14 protein-coding genes are annotated in these 18,092 nt (G+C 71.0%); 9 read left to right on the top strand and 5 right to left on the bottom strand.

Going from position 1 to position 18,092, the window contains the following annotated elements; genetic code table 11:
* The first annotated feature begins 2 nt into the window (after positions 1-2).
* The 3 genes from ACJ512_RS16480 (at position 3) to ACJ512_RS16470 (ending at position 5,985) form a co-directional block, all read left to right on the top strand.
* The gene (locus ACJ512_RS16480) at positions 3-2,663 is read left to right on the top strand and encodes a sugar epimerase family protein (protein WP_407689617.1); all 2,661 of its coding nucleotides are present in this window, start codon (positions 3-5) and stop codon (positions 2,661-2,663) included.
* Positions 2,664-2,720: 57 nt separating this feature from the next.
* Positions 2,721-4,469, top strand: coding sequence for an AMP-binding protein (locus tag ACJ512_RS16475; RefSeq protein ID WP_407689618.1), 1,749 nt, complete (start codon positions 2,721-2,723; stop codon positions 4,467-4,469).
* 118 nt (positions 4,470-4,587) lie between these two features.
* Positions 4,588-5,985 (top strand): IS1380 family transposase, encoded by a 1,398-nt coding sequence (locus tag ACJ512_RS16470; protein WP_461479767.1) that lies wholly within the window; start codon positions 4,588-4,590, stop codon positions 5,983-5,985.
* Between the two features lie 166 nt (positions 5,986-6,151).
* Here the strand turns inward: ACJ512_RS16470 and ACJ512_RS16465 are convergent, their stop codons facing one another.
* A complete protein-coding gene (locus tag ACJ512_RS16465) occupies positions 6,152-6,781 on the bottom strand; it encodes a TetR/AcrR family transcriptional regulator (RefSeq protein ID WP_407687738.1) in 630 nt (209 codons plus the stop codon).
* Positions 6,782-6,874: 93 nt separating this feature from the next.
* On the opposite strand from ACJ512_RS16465, the gene ACJ512_RS16460 reads away from it, so the two are divergent.
* Positions 6,875-8,089 carry a cytochrome P450 gene (locus tag ACJ512_RS16460; protein WP_407687737.1) on the top strand — a complete coding sequence of 405 codons (1,215 nt, stop codon included), beginning with the start codon at positions 6,875-6,877 and terminating at the stop codon, positions 8,087-8,089.
* On the opposite strand, the gene ACJ512_RS16455 is transcribed toward ACJ512_RS16460, so the two are convergent.
* From ACJ512_RS16455 to ACJ512_RS16445, 3 genes are all read right to left on the bottom strand, one after another.
* Positions 8,056-10,674, bottom strand: a complete 2,619-nt coding sequence (locus ACJ512_RS16455; protein WP_407687736.1) for a cation-translocating P-type ATPase — start codon at positions 10,672-10,674, stop codon at positions 8,056-8,058. The genes ACJ512_RS16460 and ACJ512_RS16455 overlap by 34 nt on opposite strands.
* Positions 10,671-10,820 (bottom strand): hypothetical protein, encoded by a 150-nt coding sequence (locus ACJ512_RS16450; protein WP_407687735.1) that lies wholly within the window; start codon positions 10,818-10,820, stop codon positions 10,671-10,673. The genes ACJ512_RS16455 and ACJ512_RS16450 overlap by 4 nt, the downstream gene beginning before the upstream one ends.
* 98 nt (positions 10,821-10,918) lie before the next feature.
* Entirely contained in the window at positions 10,919-11,584 is a 666-nt protein-coding gene (locus ACJ512_RS16445; protein ID WP_407687734.1) for a hypothetical protein, read from the bottom strand.
* An 88-nt stretch (positions 11,585-11,672) separates the two neighbouring features.
* On the opposite strand from ACJ512_RS16445, the gene ACJ512_RS16440 reads away from it, so the two are divergent.
* From ACJ512_RS16440 to ACJ512_RS16430, 3 genes are read left to right on the top strand one after another with little or no spacing between them, the layout of a single operon-like run.
* Positions 11,673-13,178: a carboxylesterase/lipase family protein gene (locus ACJ512_RS16440; protein WP_407687733.1), complete on the top strand. Its 1,506-nt coding sequence runs from the start codon at positions 11,673-11,675 to the stop codon at positions 13,176-13,178.
* Between the two features lie 17 nt (positions 13,179-13,195).
* Positions 13,196-15,202, top strand: coding sequence for a DUF7064 domain-containing protein (locus ACJ512_RS16435; RefSeq protein ID WP_407687742.1), 2,007 nt, complete (start codon positions 13,196-13,198; stop codon positions 15,200-15,202).
* Between the two features lie 38 nt (positions 15,203-15,240).
* A complete protein-coding gene (locus tag ACJ512_RS16430) occupies positions 15,241-15,735 on the top strand; it encodes a gluconokinase (protein WP_407687741.1) in 495 nt (164 codons plus the stop codon).
* A 23-nt stretch (positions 15,736-15,758) separates the two neighbouring features.
* On the opposite strand, the gene ACJ512_RS16425 is transcribed toward ACJ512_RS16430, so the two are convergent.
* On the bottom strand, positions 15,759-16,595 hold the full coding sequence (locus ACJ512_RS16425; RefSeq protein ID WP_407687732.1) for a DoxX family protein: 837 nt from the start codon (positions 16,593-16,595) through the stop codon (positions 15,759-15,761).
* A gap of 115 nt (positions 16,596-16,710) precedes the next feature.
* Between ACJ512_RS16425 and pncA the strand changes: the two genes are divergently transcribed.
* Entirely contained in the window at positions 16,711-17,271 is a 561-nt protein-coding gene (pncA, locus tag ACJ512_RS16420) for a pyrazinamidase PncA (RefSeq protein ID WP_407687731.1), read from the top strand.
* Complete coding sequence (locus tag ACJ512_RS16415) at positions 17,271-18,083, top strand: ketosteroid isomerase family protein (protein WP_407687730.1); 813 nt, start codon at positions 17,271-17,273, stop codon at positions 18,081-18,083. The genes pncA and ACJ512_RS16415 overlap by 1 nt, the downstream gene beginning before the upstream one ends.
* Positions 18,084-18,092 lie beyond the last annotated feature (9 nt).

Here is an 18,092-nt window from a genome sequence, read left to right as displayed (position 1 = left end):
CGGTGAGAATCGCGATCACGGGGGCGAGCGGGGTCCTGGGGCGCGGGCTCGCCGCCCGGTTGCTCAGCCAGGGGCACGACGTCGTCGGGCTGGCGCGGCATCGGCCCGAAAGCTGGCCCAGCACGGCCGAATTCATCGCAGGCGACATCCGGGATGCGGTCGCGGTCAAGTTGTGCGTCGACGGCGCCGACGTCGTCGCGCATTGCGCGTGGGCGAAAACCCCCGGACCCGAGCAGTGCATCGGCGACCAGGTGAACCTCGGGGGCACGGTCAACGTCCTCGACGCGATGGCGCACAACGGTTCTCGGCGCATCGTCTTCCCGTCGTCGGCCCACGTCTACGGGATGGGCGGAGCCGCGCACACAGAGCGCGACGCGAGCGCTCCGGTCCTGCCCGGCGGCGTGCAGCAGGCCCGGGTCGAGGAGATGCTGGCGGCCTCCGACGCCGAATCGGTGACGATCCGTTGCGCGCTCGTCGTCGGTCGCGGCGTCGACAACTGGGTGCGCCGGCTGTTCTCGCTCCCGCTGCTGCCCGAGGGCTCCGCCGATGCGCCGGTACAGGTTGTCCATCTCGACGACGCGCTGCGGGTCTTGACCCGCGCCCTGCTCGACACCGGGATCACAGTCGGCCCGGTCAATCTCGCCGCGCCGGGCGTACCGACGTTTCGTCAGATCGCCGCCGCGGCCGGCCGGCCGATGGTGCCGCTGGGCGGCCCGTTCGCGGCGCCGCTGCGGCGACACCTGACCTCGCTCTGCGAGCTGGAAGTGCTGCAACGTGCCCCGCTGATGGACACCTCGCGGCTGCGCGAGGAGTGGGGATTCGAACCGGCATGGAACGCCGACGAATGCGTCGAGGACCTGGCGATGGGGCTGCGCGGCCGGCTGACGGTGGGCCGGCGGGTGGTCTCGCTGCCGTGGCGGCTGGCCACCATCGACGACCCGCCCGCCGCCGACGTGCCCGCCGACGACGGGGTGGTGCCCATACCGGCCGGTCCGGAAGGGTTCAACGGCGAGTTCGACACCTTGATCGACCCTCGGTTCCCGACCTTCCTGGCCACGAACCTGTCCGAGGCGCTGCCCGGGCCGTTTTCGCCGTCCTCGGCGTCGGTAACCGTTCGCGGCCTGCGCACTGCCGGTGTCGGGGTCGCCGAGCGGCTGCGGCCAGGGGGGATCATTCAGCGCGAAATCGCGATGCGCATGGTCGCGGTGTTCGCCCACCGCCTCTACGGGGCGATCACAACGGCGCATTTCATGGCGGAGACGGTGCCGTTCGTCAAGCCCGCGACGGTGGTCAGCAAGAGCGGGTTCTTCGGCCCCAGCATGGCGTCCCTGCCGATCTTCGGTGCGGAGCGCCCCTCGCCGGAGACGCGTTGGGGGCGCAAACAACTGCGCACCGTCCGCAACATCGGGGTATTCGCCGTCAACCAAGTCGGCCTGAGCGCCGGCTCGACACTGGACACCCGGGCTTTCGTCGCGGACGTCGACCGATTGGAGCGCCTCGCGGGCGGTGACCCCACCCGTCTCGACGACGCCCGGCTCCTCAGCCTGATCGCGTTGGCGCGCGATCACGTCGTGCACAGCTGGGTGCTGGCCTCGGGGTCGTTCATGTTGTGCGCCGCCTACAACGTGCTCTTGCGCGGCCTGTGCGGGCGAGACACCGCCCCGCCGGCCGGCCCGGAGCTGGTCAGCGCGCGATCCGTGGAGGCGGTGCAGCGGCTTGTGGTTGCGGCACAACACGACCCGGATGTGCTACGGCTATTGGCCGAACCGGGCGAACGCCTCGGCAAGCTGGCCGTGGAGGTTCCCGAATTCCACGCTGCGGTGCTGGCCGAGCTGGATCTGATCGGGCACCGCGGACCCGCCGAACTCGAGATGCTCTCGACCAGCTACGCCGACGATCCGGAATTGCTGGTGCGAATGGTGACCCGGGCGATCGGTGCGCCGCCGGCGCCGGTTCCGCAGCATCCGCGAATCCCGTTGCAAGCCAAACCCGTTGCGTCGCTTTTCGTGCGGCAGCTGCGCGATCGTGAGGTGCGCCGGGACAAGATGGTGCGCGCCAACTGGGTGCTGCGCGGGTTGTTGCGGGAATATGGGCGCCGGTTGACCGATGCCGGCGTTTTCGGCACCCCCGATGACGTGTTCTACCTGTTGGTCGACGAACTCGACGCGCTTCCGGCGGACGTGGCGGGGCTGGTGGCGCGCCGCCGGGCCGAACGGCTCAGGCTGGCCGGAGTCGTCCCACCGGCGGTCTTCAGCGGAAGCTGGCAACCCGCGATCGACTCGACGGTGGCGTTGGGCAGCGGGGGAACCCTGCGCGGCGTCGGCGTGTGCGGCGGACGGGTACGCGGCCGCGTCCGCATCGTGCGACCCGAGACGATCGACGACCTGCAACCCGGCGAGATCCTCGTTGCCGAGGTCACCGACGTCGGTTACACGGCGGCCTTCTGTTACGCCGCCGCGGTGGTCACCGAGTTGGGCGGCCCGATGTCGCACGCGGCCGTGGTGGCCCGCGAGTTCGGCTTCCCGTGTGTGGTCGACGTCCAGGGCGCCACCCGGTTGTTGCCGTCCGGAGCCCTCGTCGAGGTCGACGGCGCCACGGGCGAAATTCAGGTGCTCGAACCGGGCCCTGACGGCCATCCGCCGGTTCGGGAGAACAATTCGTAGCGACAGAAAAGGACTTGACCGCTCTGCCGGTGTAGCGAGGACGGCCACGGTACTCTCATGCCCGTGCTTGGGACCCCTTTTCCGGTTTTGCTACGTAAACGTGCCGCTCTGCAGCCCGACGACGTGGCATACACGTTTGTCGACTACGAGCGGGACTGGGCCGGCGTCGCCGAAAGCGTGACCTGGCCGCAGTTGTATCGGCGGGTGCGCAACGTCGCGCGCGAACTCAGGCTTTGTGCCTCACCCGGCGACCGTGCCGTGATATCGGCGCCCCAGGGGCTCGACTACATCGTGGCCTTCCTGGGCGCATTGGAGGCCGGGATCATCGCGGTTCCGCTTTCGGTGCCGCTGGGCGGGGTCGCCGATGAGCGGGTCGACTCGGTGCTGCGCGACGCGTCGGCGACCGTCGTGCTCACCACATCCGCCGTCGCCGGCGACGTCGCCGGACATGTCACGCGCCGGCCCGGGGAAAAAGCTCCCTCGTTCATCGAGGTCGATTTGCTCGACCTGGATGCACCGGCCCGATTCGACACCGCGGAAAACAGCTACCAGAGCACGGCGTATTTGCAATACACGTCCGGGTCGACCCGGCGGCCGGCCGGAGTGCTGGTTTCCTACGCGAACCTGCAGATCAATTACAAGCTGACGATGGCCGGCTTCTTTTCGCAAAACGGCGGCATCGAACCACCGGATCACACCATTGTGTCGTGGACGCCCTTCTATCACGACCTGGGTTTGATCATGGGGGTTTGCACACCGGTGCTCGCGGGATGCCGTGCGGTGCTCACCAGCCCGGCGGCTTTCCTGGAACGCCCGGCCCGGTGGATGCAGATGCTGTCCTCCTATCCCAGCGCGTCGACGGGAGCGCCCAACTTCGCATTCGACCTGGCGGCCCGTAAGACGACGGACGACGACATGGCCGGGCGTGACCTGGGCAACGTGGCGGTCATCATCAGCGGCGCCGAACGGGTACGCCCCGAAACGCTCGAGCGCTTCACCCGGCGGTTTGCCCGCTTCAACCTGCGCGACACCGTGTTGCGGCCGACCTACGGGCTCGCGGAATCGACGTTGTACGTGGCGACCAGCACGGAGGGTGAACCCCCCAAGATCGTCGACTTCGAGCCCGAAAAGCTTGCCGGCGGTCAGGCGCAACGGTGCGCAAGCGGGACCGGGACGGCGCTGGTCGGTTACCCCGCGCTGCAAGGGCCCACCGTGCGGATCGTCGATCCCGAGACCCACACCGAGTGTCCGGATGGCACGACCGGCGAGATCTGGGTGCACGGGGGCAACGTCAGCACGGGCTACTGGCACAAGCCCGACGAGACCGCGCGCACCTTCGGCGCCGTGTTGGTCGAGCCGTCGACGGGCACACCCGAGGGGCCTTGGCTGCGGACCGGGGACCTGGGCTTCATCTGCGATGGGGCGCTGTTCATCGTCGGCCGCATCAAGGACCTGCTGATCATCTACGGGCGGAACCACGCTCCCGACGACATCGAGGCGACGATCCAGGAGATCACCCGGGGCCGGGTGGCGGCGATCGCCGTTCCGGATGACGGCATGGAGCAGCTCGTCGTCGTCGTGGAGGTCAAGAAGCGGAGCGATTCCGACGAGGATGCGATGCACGAGTTCGCCGTCCTCAAACGTGAAGTCGTCTCGGCGGTCTCGAACTCACACAACCTGCGGGTCGCGGACCTGGTCATGGTGGCTCCCGGTTCGATTCCGATCACCACCAGCGGCAAGATCAGACGATCGACATGCGCGGAGCTGTACCGGCGAAACGAATTCGTACGCGTGAACTCGGACTAGCCCGGATTTTTCGCGGAATGCCGAAGTAGCTGGGTGTTGATGCGCGAAAGTGCCTGTCCTGCAACGCATAATGGGAATTCTCTAGGTTTCCATATGGCGAGCGGAAGGCACTTCGCAAGTGAAGGGTATCGCGGTGGCGCGGCGGGTGAAAGTATCGGCGGACGGTCGCGGGGTGGTGTCGCACGCCGGGATGGGGCTGTTGCGGGAACTGGCCGATCTGACCGGGTTATCAGCGCAGGTCACGGCGGTGTTGGCCGATACTTACAAGGGGCCGTGGACTTATGCCCCGGGTGCGGTGTTCGCCGATCTTGCCGCGGCGGTGGCTGACGGGGCGGACTGCATCGACGGGGTCGGCCAGTTGTGTGGGGATCGCGAGCATGTGTTCGGGGCCAAGGCCTCGACAACGACGATGTGGCGGCTGATCGATTATCGCATCGATGCCGCGCACCTGCCGAAGGTTCGCACCGCGCGGGCATCGGCGCGGGCGGCGGCCTGGGCGGCCGGGGCCGCGCCCCCGGCGGGTGTGCCGCTGTACATCGACATCGACGCCACGCTGGTCATCGACCATTCCGACAACAAGGCGCAGGCGGCGCCGACGTGGAAGAAGTCGTTCGGCCATCACCCGCTGCTGGCGTTTCTGGACCGCCCGGAGATCGCCGGCGGTGAGGCCCTGGCCGGGCTGCTGCGCAAAGGCAACGCCGGATCCAATACCGCCGCCGATCACGTCACGGTCCTTCAGCAGGCTTTGGATTCGCTGCCGGCAGATTGGCGTCCCGGCCCGCAGAACCCGGCTGCGCCGGCGGTGGTGGTGCGCTCAGATTCCGCCGGAGCCACCCACAAGTTTGCCCAGGCCTGCCGCGATCACGGGGTCGGGTTCTCCTTCGGGTTTCCCGTCGATGCCCGGGTCCAGGACGCCGTGGACACCCTCAACCTCGGCGATGGCTGGTATCCGGGGATCGACTCCGATGGGCAGATCCGGGACGGGGCGTGGGTGGCCGAGGCCACCGGCCTGGTCAACCTGTCGGCCTGGCCTGCCGGGACCCGGCTGGTGCTGCGCAAAGAACGCCCACACCCCGGGGCGCAGCTGCGCTTCACCGACATCGACGGCATGCGGGTGACCGCCTTCATCACCGACACCCCACCGGGGATGGTTCCCGGGCAGCTGGCCGGTCTGGAACTGCGCCACCGCCAGCACGCCCGCGTCGAGGACCGCATCCGCGAAGCCAAAGCCGCCGGCCTGGCCAACCTGCCCTGTCATGATTTCCAGTCCAACGCCGCCTGGCTCGAAATCGTCCTGGCCGCCGCCGATCTGGTCGCCTGGGCCCAACTGATCGGATTCACCGACGCCCCGCAGCTGGCCCGCTGCGAGATCACCGCCTTCCGCTACCGGGTCCTGCACGTCGCGGCCCGCATCACCCGCGGCGCCCGCCAACTACGGCTGCGCATCGACGCCACCTGGCGCTGGGCCGGTGCCATCGCAACCGCCTGGCAGCGCATCCGCGCCGCCTTCCCCTGACCACCGCAAACCCGCCCCGACGACCCGAAAGACCCACCGGCCATAGGAAAGCCCGCCCACCCCGGCGACACGGGACGGCCAAACACACCCCAAGCCCAAAATCGCTATCGCTCAGCGATCTTCATGGCTCAGCACCCCCGAACCCCACCCGCACGAAAAATCGAGGCTAGAGCGGCCAGCTGTTCGACCCGGACGCATAACGGAAGGCGGGCGCCGGGGGTAGCGGCCGGCGCTCGTCGAGGGATAGCGCGTCGAGGACGAGGGCGACGTAGCGGCGCCAGCCACCGCCGGCCGAATCCATCGTCGACAGCACGCTGTAGAGCATCGCGATCAGCCGTGGCAGATCGTCGGCCACCAGGTCGCCGCGAACACGGCCGCACCGCTGGCCCCGGCGGACAAGGTCGTTGAGGGCCTCGTTGAGCGCGACCGAGATGTCGGGGGTCAGCGATCCGGCCCGGTGCGCGGCGGTCAGGAGGTGGTGTTCGCGGGCGCCGAGGGAGATCGCCGCCTCGATCAGGTGGGCGAGGCCTTGTAGTGGGTCGTCGGCTCGGCGGGCCTCTTCGATCACCGGCGTGAGGTCCTCGGCGATGCCTTGATCCAGGGCGGCGCGGACCAGGGCGGCTTTGGTCGGGAACCTCCGGTAGAGGGTCCGTTCACCCACGCCCGCGCGGCGGGCTACGGTCTCGAGGGGAGCGTCGGGGCCCAACTCGCTGAACACCGAGCGTGCGCTGCGCAGAATGCGGGCGACGTTGCGCGCCGCGTCGGACCGGAGCGGCCGATCTTCAACCGCCGTCATCGTCTCAGCGTAACTGACAGTTGACGGTCGGTTGGCCGGGTTCTACGCTCATCGAATTGGCAGCCATCTGACACTTAATGGGAAAGCCCGGTGATGACAACAACTTCGGACTTCTGCCCCGGAACCGACTTGCCCGCCATCCCCCTCCCGCGCGCCGAACACTGTCCCCTTGCCGCGCCGGCCGAGTTCGTGGACTGGCGCGACAAGCCCGGGCTGCGGCGGGTGATGTACCACGGGCGGCCGGCCTGGGCGGTGAGTCGCTACCGCGACATCAGGGCGGCGCTGCTGGATCCGCGCCTGTCCGCCGACACCATCCCGGCCGCCCTGAAGCCGGCCGGGCCGGACAGCACCATACCGGTGATGTTCGCGCGGATCGACGATCCCGAGCATCATCGGTTGCGGCGCATGATGACTCGCGATTTCACCTTCCGGCGCTGCGAGGCCATGCGCCCGCAGATCCAGGATCTGGTCGACCAGCATCTCGACGCGATGATCGCCGCCGGGCCTCCCGCCGACCTGGTGCGCGACTTCGCGCTGCCGGTGCCGTCGCTGGTCATCGCGATGCTGCTGGGTGTGCCCGCGGAGGACCTGGGGCTGTTCCAGCACCACTCCACGGTGGGGCTGCAGACGAACACGACCGACGAGCAGCGGGCCGAGTCGTTCGGGGCCATGTATGTCTACATCCACGAGCTGGTGGAGCGCCGGGTCCACGACCCCGGCGACGACTTGATCAGCCGCCTGGTCACCGGGTACGTCACCACCGGCCAGCTCACCCGCGAGACGGCGGCCATGACCGGTGTGGTGATGATGCTGGCCGGCCACGAAACCAGCGCGAACATGATCTCGCTGGGAACCGTTGCGCTGCTGGACAATCCCGACGTGTTCCGCCGGCTCGGCGAGACCGGCGACCCGTCGGCGGCAGCGAACGTCGTCGAGGAACTGATGCGCTACCTCAGCATCGTGCACAGCCAGGTCGATCGCGTGGCGACCGAGGACCTGACCCTCGGCGGCCAAGCGGTTCGTGCCGGCGACTTCCTCGTCATGAACCTGCCCGCGGGCAACTGGGATCCCGAGTTCACCGACGATCCGGAGACCTTCGATCCCGGTCGGAATACCCGGGGGCACTTGGGTTTCGGCTACGGCACGCACCAATGCATCGGCCAGAACCTCGCGCGGGTCGAGATGCAGGTCGCGTTCACCACGCTGGCGCGGCGGCTGCCCGGGCTGAAACTGGCCGCGCCGCCGGAAGAGCTGAGCTTCAAAGAGGCCGACATCTACGGCATGAAGGAGCTTCCCGTCACCTGGTGATGCGTGCGGTCGCCCGCACGCCGGCGGCGGAGCCGCTTGTGGATCGCGTCGGCGGCAAGGACGGCGGGCACGGCGAGCAGGGCGGTCAGCCAGCCGGCCCACGTCGGGCCGGTTTGGCCGAGCAGGTGCGCGAGCGGTGGCACATAGAGGAAGGCCGCCAGCATCGCGAGTTCGGCGGCAACGGCGCCCAGCAGCAGACGGTTGGTCCGCCATGGAACGGTCCAGGCGGGGCGCAGCGTGCTGCGGCAGGCGAAGGCGTTGGCCGCCTGCCCGAACACCACGGCGCTGAACGCGGCCCCCGATGCCGCGAGCAGCGCCGGACCGTGCGGGAAGGGCGCACCGGGTCGCCAGCCGAGGGCCAGGAACGCGGTCAGGAAGGCGCCGAGCTCCACGGCGGCCTCGGCCGGGCCCAGCACCCCGAATGCGCGCGCGAACAGTCGCCGATCCAGCAGGTGCCCGCGCGTCGGGGGCCGATCGAGCACGTGCGCTGCGGCCGGCTCGGCACCCAACGCCAGGGCGGGCAGGACGTCGGTGCCGATGTCGAGCGCCAACACCTGCAGCACCCCGATCGCGAGGGGGAACGTCCCCGCGCTGAGTGCCCACACGACGAACGGGGCGAGCTCGGCCACGTTGTCGGTGAGGTGGTAGGTCAGAAAGCGGCGCAGGTTGGCGAACGTGGCCCGGCCCTGTTCGACGGCGGCGACGATGGTGCTGAAGTTGTCGTCGAGCAACACCAGGTCGCTGGCCTCGCGGGCCACGTCGGTGCCGGACCGGCCCATGGCCACCCCGATCGCCGCTTCGCGCAGGGCCGGCGCGTCGTTGACCCCGTCGCCGGTCATGGCCACGACGTGACCGCGGTGGCGCAGCGCCCGGGCGATGCGCAGCTTGTCCTCGGGGGCGACCCGGGCGACGACGACGCCGTCGTGGTCGAGCAGCGCGCCGAGGTCCGCATCCGCGGCAGGCAGGTCGCGGCCGGTCACCACGAGTTGCTCCGGCCCGAGCAGGCCCACCTCGGCGGCGATGGCCCGGGCGGTGTCGGGGTGATCGCCGGTCACCATGGCGACCCGGATGCCGGCGCGCCGGCACGCGGCCAACGCCGCAGCCAGACCCCGGCGCGGCGGGTCTTCCAGCGCGATCAGCCCCAGCAGCGTCAGGTCGCGCTCGGCCTCGGCCGCCGAACCCGGCGCTTCGGCGGTGGTGAGGTCTCGCGCGGCGACCGCGAGCACGCGCAGGCCGCGGCGGGCCAGCGCCCGCAGCGCCTCGACCGCGCCGGGCGGGACCGCGCAACGCGGAAAGACCGAATCGGGAGCGCCTTTGACCAGCACCCGGTTCCCGGTGACCACGGACATGCGGCGCCGCCGGGCGTCGAACGGGAACCGCGCCCGCTCCGGGGCCGCTTGGGCGCCGTCGTCGGTGTCGACGCCGACCCGGCGCGCGAAGGCGTCCAGCGCCGCCTCCATCGGATCGCCGTGCGGGACCCAGCGGCCGTCCTTCTCGCTCACCCGCCCCGACGAGCACCGCGCGGCCACCCATGCGACGTCCCGCAGCGGGGCGTCGTCCCCGGCCCAGTGAACCGTGGCCACGGGTTCGTAGCCGTTGCCGTCGATGGTGGCGGTGCCGTCGGGCATCCACACCTCGACCACCGACATCTCGTTGCGGGTCAGGGTGCCGGTCTTGTCGGTGCAGATGAAGGTCGTCGACCCCAGCGTCTCCACCGCATCGAGATTGCGCACCAGCGCGTGCCGGCCGGCCATCCGCTGGGCCCCCATCGCCAGCGACAGGGTGACCGTGGGCAGCAGGCCCTCGGGCACCACGGCGACCGTTACGCCGACCGCGAACAGAAACCCGGCGGAGGGGGGCGTGCCGACCAGCAGCGCGACCCCGAAGAACACCGCCCCAACCACGACCGCGACCACGGCGATGATGCGCGACACCCGGTCGAGCTCTTTGCGCAGCGGAGTCGGCGCGGGCCGCTGCGCCTGGGTGAGGCGGGCGATCCCGGCCAGCCGGGTGTGCCGGCCGGTCGCCTCGACCGTCGCCCGGGCCTCGCCTTCGACCACGAAACAGCCGGCCGGCACGGCCTCGCCCACCCCGGGGTGCGCGGGCACGCTCTCCCCGCTGAGCGCCGAGGTGTCCACCGCCAGCGCATGCACGACGTCCAGACGCAGGTCGGCCGAGATGCGGTCGCCCTCGGCGAGCAGCACCACGTCGCCGACCACCAGATCTTCGGCCGGCACCTGCCGCGGCACCCCGTCGCGGACGACGGTGGCGCGCCGCGGCAGCAGCTCGCTCAACCGTTCGGCCGCGTGCTCGGCGCGCTGCTCCTGAGCGAACGCGAACAGCCCGTTGAGCACGATGACGACGAACACCGCCACACCCAGCTGCGGCATGCCCGCCACGAACGCCAGGGCGCCGGCCACCCAGAACAACAGCGCGAAGAAGTGCACCATCTCGGCGAGCAGCCGCCGCCAGGCCGGGATCCTGCGCGCCACCGGCAGCCGGTTGGGTCCCTCGGCATCCAGGCGCGCGGCGGCCTGCTCCGAGGTCAGTCCGACCCGCAACGCCGCGGAACCCGTGACGCTCATCGCGTGCCGCGCGGGTGCTCACCGTGCTGACGGTTCGCCGGTCGCCGCCGCACCCATCCGACGGCGATGCCCACCGCAACCAGGCACAACACCGACGCGATCACCACGCCCGCCACCACCAGCCCGACGACCCCGACCGCGCCCATGGAACCTCCGCTCGCTCATCAGCCAGCGAAGTCGAACCCGGCACCGCCGGATAGAGCCCAAGGTCACGACCGGTTGCGGACGTGGCGCCCGTGCGGGCTCAGCAGGCGAACGCGAGGCCGACGCCGTCGGGCGGCGGCACGGGCTGCAGGCAGCCGAACGGCTCGATGCCGGCCGTGCCGAACCGCACCGCCGACCGGTGGGCGTAGTTCACGCAGAACACCCCCGACCGATCGGCCCGGCAGCGGTAGTCGCCGAAAGACAGCGAATCCCCGTCAGCCAGCACGGGTCCGTCACCGTCGACGAACGGACCCGGGTCGCCGCGGGCCGCGCCCACCTGCAGGTTCGTCCCGTCGAAAAAGACCCAGCCGCCTTTCCATTCGCCGTAGGCCGTCGCGGGCGCGGGCGGGGGATTGGTCAGCTCGACCAGGCAAACGGGCGCGGGCCCGGTGTGTTTGGCGTCGGTCATGCACGCGACTTTGCCGGCCTGGGCGGTGAACGCGATGTCGTCGCCGAGTGGGGTGACGACGCCGTCGCGCGTTGCGGTGTGGAAGCCGGCAGGGTCGGCGGGGTGACCCGCCTCGATCCAGGCGATCACCTGCGAGATCGCGGCGTCCGCGGCCGGCGGACCCGGCTTGCCCGACGCGGTGGTGGTCGTCGTCGGGGAGGTCTCGGGCGCCTGGCCGGAGGGCCGGGGCTGACCGGGGTGGCCGTGTGAGCAGCCGGCGACCAGCAACGTCAGCGCGACCAGCGCGGCGATCCGCATTGAGCCAGGCTAACCGCACGGCCACGAACCAGCCCCTAATGAGGCGCTGCGCGCGCGTTGTGCGCGTCGTGTCGGTTACGGTCGGGTCATGCATGAGCGCACCGTTCGCGCGCACACGGCCGCCGGCACCGTCGAAGGTTTCACCCGGAACGGGGTGCACCGGTGGCGGTCCATCCCCTACGCCCGCGCCCCGCTGGGCCCGCTGCGCCTCCGGGCGCCGCAGCCCGCCCGGCCCTGGTCGGGCGTGCGGCACTGCCACGGATTCACCAGCTGCGCGCCCCAGCAGCGGCGCTACACCCTGCTCGGCGTCGGCAAGTACCAGCCGATGAGCGAGGACTGCCTCACGCTCAACGTCGTCACCCCCGAATCCGGCGGTGACCAGCCGCTGCCGGTGATGGTCTTCATCCACGGCGGCGGGTACATCCTGGGCAGCTCGGCGACGCCGCTGTACGACGGCGCGGCGCTGGCGCGCCGCGGCTGCGTCTATGTGTCGGTGAACTACCGGCTGGGGGCGCTGGGCTGCCTGGACCTGTCGTCGCTGTCGACACCGGACATCCCCATCGACGGCAACCTGTTCCTGCGCGATCTGGTGCTGGCGCTGCAGTGGGTCCGCGACAACATCGCGGCGTTCGGCGGCGAACCGGACAACGTCACCGTCTTCGGCGAGAGCGCGGGCGCGCACATCACCGCCACGCTGCTGGCGGTGCCCGCGGCCGCGGGGTTGTTCACCAGGGCGATCGCGGAAAGCCCGGCCGCGGGCATGACGCGGCCCAAGGAGACCGCCGCCGAGTTCGCGACGCGCTTCGCCGAACTGCTCGGCGCGCGGCGCCGGGACGCCGCGCAGGCCCTGATGCAGGCGTCGCCGCAGCAGTTGGTCGACGCGCAGCACCGCCTGCTCGACCAGGGCATGAAGGACAGGCTGGGCGCCTTTCCGATCGGTCCCGTCTTCGGTGACGACGTGCTGCCCGCCGACCCCGTCGAGGCAATGCGGCGCGGGCACGCGCACCGGGTGCCGCTCATCGTGGGGACCAACGCCGAAGAGGGCAGGTTGTTCACCCGCTTCCTGCGGATGCTGCCCACCAACCAGACGATGATCGAGGAGCTGCTGGCCGACGCCGAACCGGCCGCGCGCGAACGCATCACCGCCGCCTATCCCGACTACCCCGCGTCCTCGGCGTGCATCCAGCTCGGCGGGGACTTCGCGTTCGGCTCGGCGGCCTGGCAGATCGCCGAGGCCCACGGCACCCATGCGCCCACCTACCTGTACCGCTACGACTACGCGCCGCGGACCCTGCGCTGGTCGGGTCTGGGCGCCACGCATGCCACCGAGTTGTTCGCGGTCTTCGACATCTACCGGACCCGGTTCGGCGCGTTGCTGACCGCCGCCGCCGACCGGCGCGCCGCGCTGCGGGTCAGCAACCAGGTGCAGCGCCGCTGGCGATCCTTCAGCCACACCGGGGTACCGGGCGAGGACTGGCCCGCCTACACCGCCGAGGACCGCGCCGTCATGGTCTTCGACCACAAGAGCCGCGTCGAGTTCGACCCCCATCCGCACCGCAGGATGGCCTGGGAAGGCTTTTCACTGGCACGTTGACCTGGCACGCTGACCCCATGCACGCCGACACCGAACAGATCATCGAACAACCCGGTGACCTCACGGCCCCCTGGCTGACCGCGGCGATCGGCGCCGGGCCGGTCGCGGAGTTCACCGCGGAGCGCATCGGCACCGGCCAGATGAGCGAGTGCTACCGGGTGCGGCTCACCTACGCGGACGGGCCGGCCGGCCCCCACCGGCCCGAGTCGGTGGTGCTGAAGGTCGCCGCGACCGATCCGATGAGCCGCCAGACCGGGCTGGCGCTGGGTCTCTACGAACGTGAGGTGTGCTTCTACGGCGACATCGCCCCGCGGCTGGGCGGCCCGGTCGCGCCCTGCTACCACGGCGCGGTCGACACCACGACCGGCGTATTCGACCTGCTGCTCGGCGACGCGGGCCCGGCGGTCGTCGGCGACGAGATCGCCGGTGCCACAACCGAACAGGCCCGCCTCGGTGTCGAGGAACTGGGCCGGCTGCACGGCCCGCTGCTCGGGGACCCGGCACTGGCCGAGGCGCCGTGGCTCAACCGCGAGTCGCCGCTGCGCCAGGCGATGATCACCCCGCTGTATGCCGGTTTCGTCGACCGCTACGGCGACCAGATCGAGCCGGGTCACCGCCTGGTGTGCGAACGCCTGGTGGCCTCGTTCGACGCCTACCTGGCCCAGGAGTCCGAACCCGGCCGGATCCAGGGCCTGGTGCACGGCGACTACCGCCTGGACAACATGCTGTTCGGCACCGAGGGGGCCGACCGCACGTTGACCGTGGTCGACTGGCAGACCGTCTCGTGGGGCCCGGCGCTGACCGACCTGGCGTACTTTCTGGGCTGCGCCCTGTCGGCGCAGGACCGCCGCGCCCACTACGACGCGTTGCTGCGGGCCTACCACGAGGCGCTGGGGCCGAACGCGCCCGTCAGCCTCGCCGACGTCGCCGAAGGTGTGCGCCGCCAGAGCTTTTTCGGGGTGATGATGGCGATCGTCTCCTCGATGCTGGTGGAGCGCACCGAGCGCGGCGACCGGATGTTCATGACGATGCTGCAACGGCACTGTGAGCACGTGCTCGACACCGACGCGCTGGCGACGCTGCCGGACGCCGCGACACCCGAGCCGCTGCGACCGTCGCACGACGACGAACTCGCGCACGCCCCAACCGCCGAACCGCTGTGGAGCGAAAGCTGGTATGCCGACTTCGCCGATGCCGCACAGGGATTGGGCGGCTGGTTCCGGCTCGGCCTGATCGCCAACCAGCGGCAGGCATTGGTGCACGCGCTGCTGTGTGGCCCCGACATGCCGACGGTCGCCGTCGACACTCTGGTCCCCCTGCCCGCCGACCCGTGGGCGGTGAGCGCCAACGGCCTGGAGCTGGGCCATGCGGCCTCCGCCGCGCTGCAGACCTACCGCGTCGACGTCCGCGCGCAAGCCCAGGCGTATGACGACCCGGCGGCGCTGCTGCGCGGGGAGCCCGGAACTCCGGTCGAGCTGACGATGCATCTGGTGTGGGCCACCGACGGCGCCCCGTACAAGTACCGGCTCACGACGCGTTACGAAATCCCCTGCAGGGTCTCGGGCACCGTCGGCGTGGACGGCACGAGCTACCGCGTCGACTCCGTGCCCGGACAGCGCGACCACTCCTGGGGGGTGCGCGACTGGTGGAGCATGGACTGGATCTGGAGCGCGCTGCACCTCGAGGACGGCACCCACCTGCACGGGGTGAACATCCGCATACCCGGGGCCCCGGCCTTCAGCGTCGGCTACGTGCAGGACGCCGAGCACCACGTCACCGAGGTGCAGACCCTCGACTCGCGGGAAGCCTTCGGCGCCAACGGGTTACCCCTGGATGCGACGCTGGCCTTCGACCCGGGCGGGATCGTCGCCGACATCGACGTGCGCGGCCAGGCGCCGGTGCGGCTGGTTTCCCCCGAAGGGCGGGTCAGTCAGTTCCCGCGCGTCTGGGCCGGCGTCGCGACGACGGACGGCCGCCGCGGCGTCGGTTGGGTCGAATGGAACCGCAACCTGGCCACCGGGTGACTGGCGCCGCGGCCGGTGCGCCGTCGCCGATCGTGGTCATGGGTGTCTCGGGCTCGGGCAAGTCGACGGTGGGTTCGGCCCTGGCGCAACGGCTGCGGGTCCCGTTTGTCGACGCCGACGCCCTGCACCCTCCCGCCAACATCGCCAAGATGGCCGCCGGCGAACCGCTCGACGACGACGATCGCCGCCCGTGGCTGGACCTGGTCGGCGAGTGGCTGGCGGGCCACCGGTCCGGTGGTGTGGCGAGCTGTTCGGCGCTCAAGCGCGCCTACCGCGACCGGTTGCGCGCACACTGCCCACGCGTGGAGTTCCTGCACCTCAGCGGTTCACCGGAGCTCATCGGCCACCGGCTGGCCGCCAGGACAGGGCATTTCATGCCGGTCGCGCTGCTGGGCTCGCAGTTCGAGGCGCTGGAACCCCTCGGCCGCGACGAGGCCGGCGTCACCGTCGATGTCGGCCGGGACGTCGGCGCGATCGTCGACGCGTATCTGTCGGCGTCGGCGTCGGCGGCGAGGCGACCCGCTGGTGACTGAAAGCCGCTGCGCCACTAGCGCCTTCAGCGAAGCCGGCGCTTGACCTTCGAGCCGACCCGCTCCAGCGCGTCCTCGGCCGCGTGGCCGTTCGCCGAATCGGCGAGGTGGCGTGCGGACTCGGCGAGGTGCTCGCCGCGGACCCGGGCGACGTCGGCCAGTTCGCGACCGCGCCTGCGGGCGGACCGGGCCCACGGCTGCTCGGCCACCTCCGCGACCTCGGAAGCCAGTTTCTCGCCGCGCTTGCGTGCCTTCTTCGTCAACGGTTCGGCCTTTTCGACGGCCTCGAGGGCCAGTTCGCGGCCGCGTTCGGCACGCGCCTGCAACCGGTGCACGATCTTCTCGCCGAGCTCGTCGAAGTCGGTGTCGACCCCCTCGGAGAAGTCCGGCAGCGCCGACGACACCGCGTCCGAGAGTCGCTCGGCCGCGCGGCGGCCGCGCCACCCCAGCGACGGCTTGCCCGCGGTGTCGGCGGCCGCGATCATCAAGCCGCCCAGCAGGCTGAGGTCGGTCAGGAACTCCTTGCGCTTCTGCGCTTTGCGCTGCGGGTCGGTCTCGCTCCAGAACATGTGCGCGCCGAGGTTGCCCGGCAACACGGTGAACGCCAAAGCCGCCGAGGCGACGCGCGGCATGCGCCCGGTGGCCAGCAACAGGCCACCCCCCACCTGGACGGCCGCGTTGATCTGCGCGATCGTCTGCGGGTTGCTCGGAATGCTGCTGCCCACCGGATCCGGCAACGCCTGCAGGCCGCCCACGGCGGGCGCCGCGGCTTCGGCCGCGGCCTTGGGGTTGAGCAATGAATCGATTCCTTGCCCGATGAACACGACCGACAACAGCGGCCGCGCGATTCTGCGGATCAACATGGCAGCCTGGTTACCCCGCGGGCCCGCAAACAAACCGCCGCCTCCGCCGGGCGAAGGTGTGCGCCGGTATTCCCAGCCGACGCTCCGCGGCCGGTGCGGCGATAGGGTGGAGCCCGTGCGGGCGTTGGTCATCGTCGACGTGCAGAACGACTTCTGCGAGGGTGGTCCGCTCGCCGTCGCCGGCGGCGCCGCCCTGGCGGAGGCGATCAACGGATATCTGGCGGGCGGTCCGGGCTACCAACATGTCGTGGCGACCAAGGACTGCCACGTCGACCCCGGAAGCCACTTCTCCGACCGGCCGGACTATTCGTCGTCCTGGCCGCCGCACTGCATCGCCGGGAGCCCCGGTGCGGACTTTCCTCCCGGCCTCGACACCGGCCCGATCGAGGCCGTCTTCTGCAAAGGCGCCCACACCGCCGGGTACAGCGGTTTCGAGGGCGCCGACGAGGACGGGACCTCCCTGCTGGCGTGGCTGCGCCGGCGCGGGGTCGACGCGGTCGACATCGTCGGCATCGCCACCGACCACTGCGTCAAGCGCACCGCCGAGGACGCGGCGCGGGCCGGTCTGGCGACGCGCGTGCTGGTGAACCTGACGCGCCCCGTCGACGCGGATTCGGCCGCCCGGGCCCTGGCCGAACTGCGGGCCGCCGGCGTCGAGCTGGCCGAGGCGATCTGATGGTCGTGCCGCCGGACCGGGAGCGTCTGCTCGCCGCGGTGGAGCGCTCGCCGCAGGCGGCGGCGGCGCACGACCGCGCCGGCTGGGTCGGGTTGTTCGCGCAGGACGGCCGCATCGAGGACCCAGTGGGTTCGCGGCCGCATGTGGGCCACCGGCAGATCGGCCGCTTCTACGACACTTTCATCGGTCCGCGCGCGATCACGTTCCACCGCGACCTCGACGTCGTGGTCGGCACCATCGTCGTGCGGGACCTCGAACTCGAGGTGGCGATGTGCTCGGCCGTGACCATGTGCATTCCCGCGATCCTGCGCTACGACCTTCGGGAAGATCCCCGAGAAGGCAACGGCCAGTGGCGGATTGCCCGGCTGCGAGCCTACTGGGAGTTGCCCGCGATGATGCGGCAGTTCCTCGGCGCCGGTGCGGGGGCGATCGGTCCCGCCCTGCAACTGTCGCGAGGATTGCTGACCAACCAGGGATTGCGGGGGACCGCCGGCTTCATGGCCGGCTTCCGCCGCGTGGGGGCGCGGCACAAGCGGTTGGTCGAGTCGTTCCTGGGCGCCGTGGCCGGTGGCGACACGACCACCGCGGGGCGCGCGCTGTCCCCAACCGCCGCAATAACGTTGGGCGACGACGAGCCCCTCGGCCTCGCCGGGCTCGCCGGGCACCTCGAGGGTGGCGGCTGGACCGGGACGGCCGGTGCCGGACCCACCGTCGCCGTCGCGACGAACTCGGGGCACGGGCGTGCCGTCCTGTTCGCCGACGTGGCCCGGCGGGCCAACGCGATCAACCGGATCCGGTACTTCCCCGCCTGATCGCCGCCC

Source organism: Mycobacterium cajalii, from assembly GCF_045809005.2.
Lineage (GTDB): Bacteria > Actinomycetota > Actinomycetes > Mycobacteriales > Mycobacteriaceae > Mycobacterium.
This window is presented reverse-complemented; position numbering and strand designations above follow the sequence as displayed.

Coding starts and splice junctions, on each gene's coding strand:
- ACJ512_RS16430 (WP_407687741.1), top strand. CDS start 15,241: ATGGGTGTCTCGGGCTCGGGCAAGTCGACGGTGGGTTCGGCCCTGGCG.
- ACJ512_RS16460 (WP_407687737.1), top strand. CDS start 6,875: ATGACAACAACTTCGGACTTCTGCCCCGGAACCGACTTGCCCGCCATC.
- ACJ512_RS16465 (WP_407687738.1), bottom strand. CDS start 6,781: ATGACGGCGGTTGAAGATCGGCCGCTCCGGTCCGACGCGGCGCGCAAC.
- ACJ512_RS16455 (WP_407687736.1), bottom strand. CDS start 10,674: ATGAGCGTCACGGGTTCCGCGGCGTTGCGGGTCGGACTGACCTCGGAG.
- ACJ512_RS16425 (WP_407687732.1), bottom strand. CDS start 16,595: ATGTTGATCCGCAGAATCGCGCGGCCGCTGTTGTCGGTCGTGTTCATC.
- ACJ512_RS16475 (WP_407689618.1), top strand. CDS start 2,721: ATGCCCGTGCTTGGGACCCCTTTTCCGGTTTTGCTACGTAAACGTGCC.
- ACJ512_RS16435 (WP_407687742.1), top strand. CDS start 13,196: ATGCACGCCGACACCGAACAGATCATCGAACAACCCGGTGACCTCACG.
- ACJ512_RS16445 (WP_407687734.1), bottom strand. CDS start 11,584: ATGCGGATCGCCGCGCTGGTCGCGCTGACGTTGCTGGTCGCCGGCTGC.
- ACJ512_RS16440 (WP_407687733.1), top strand. CDS start 11,673: ATGCATGAGCGCACCGTTCGCGCGCACACGGCCGCCGGCACCGTCGAA.
- ACJ512_RS16450 (WP_407687735.1), bottom strand. CDS start 10,820: ATGGGCGCGGTCGGGGTCGTCGGGCTGGTGGTGGCGGGCGTGGTGATC.
- ACJ512_RS16415 (WP_407687730.1), top strand. CDS start 17,271: ATGGTCGTGCCGCCGGACCGGGAGCGTCTGCTCGCCGCGGTGGAGCGC.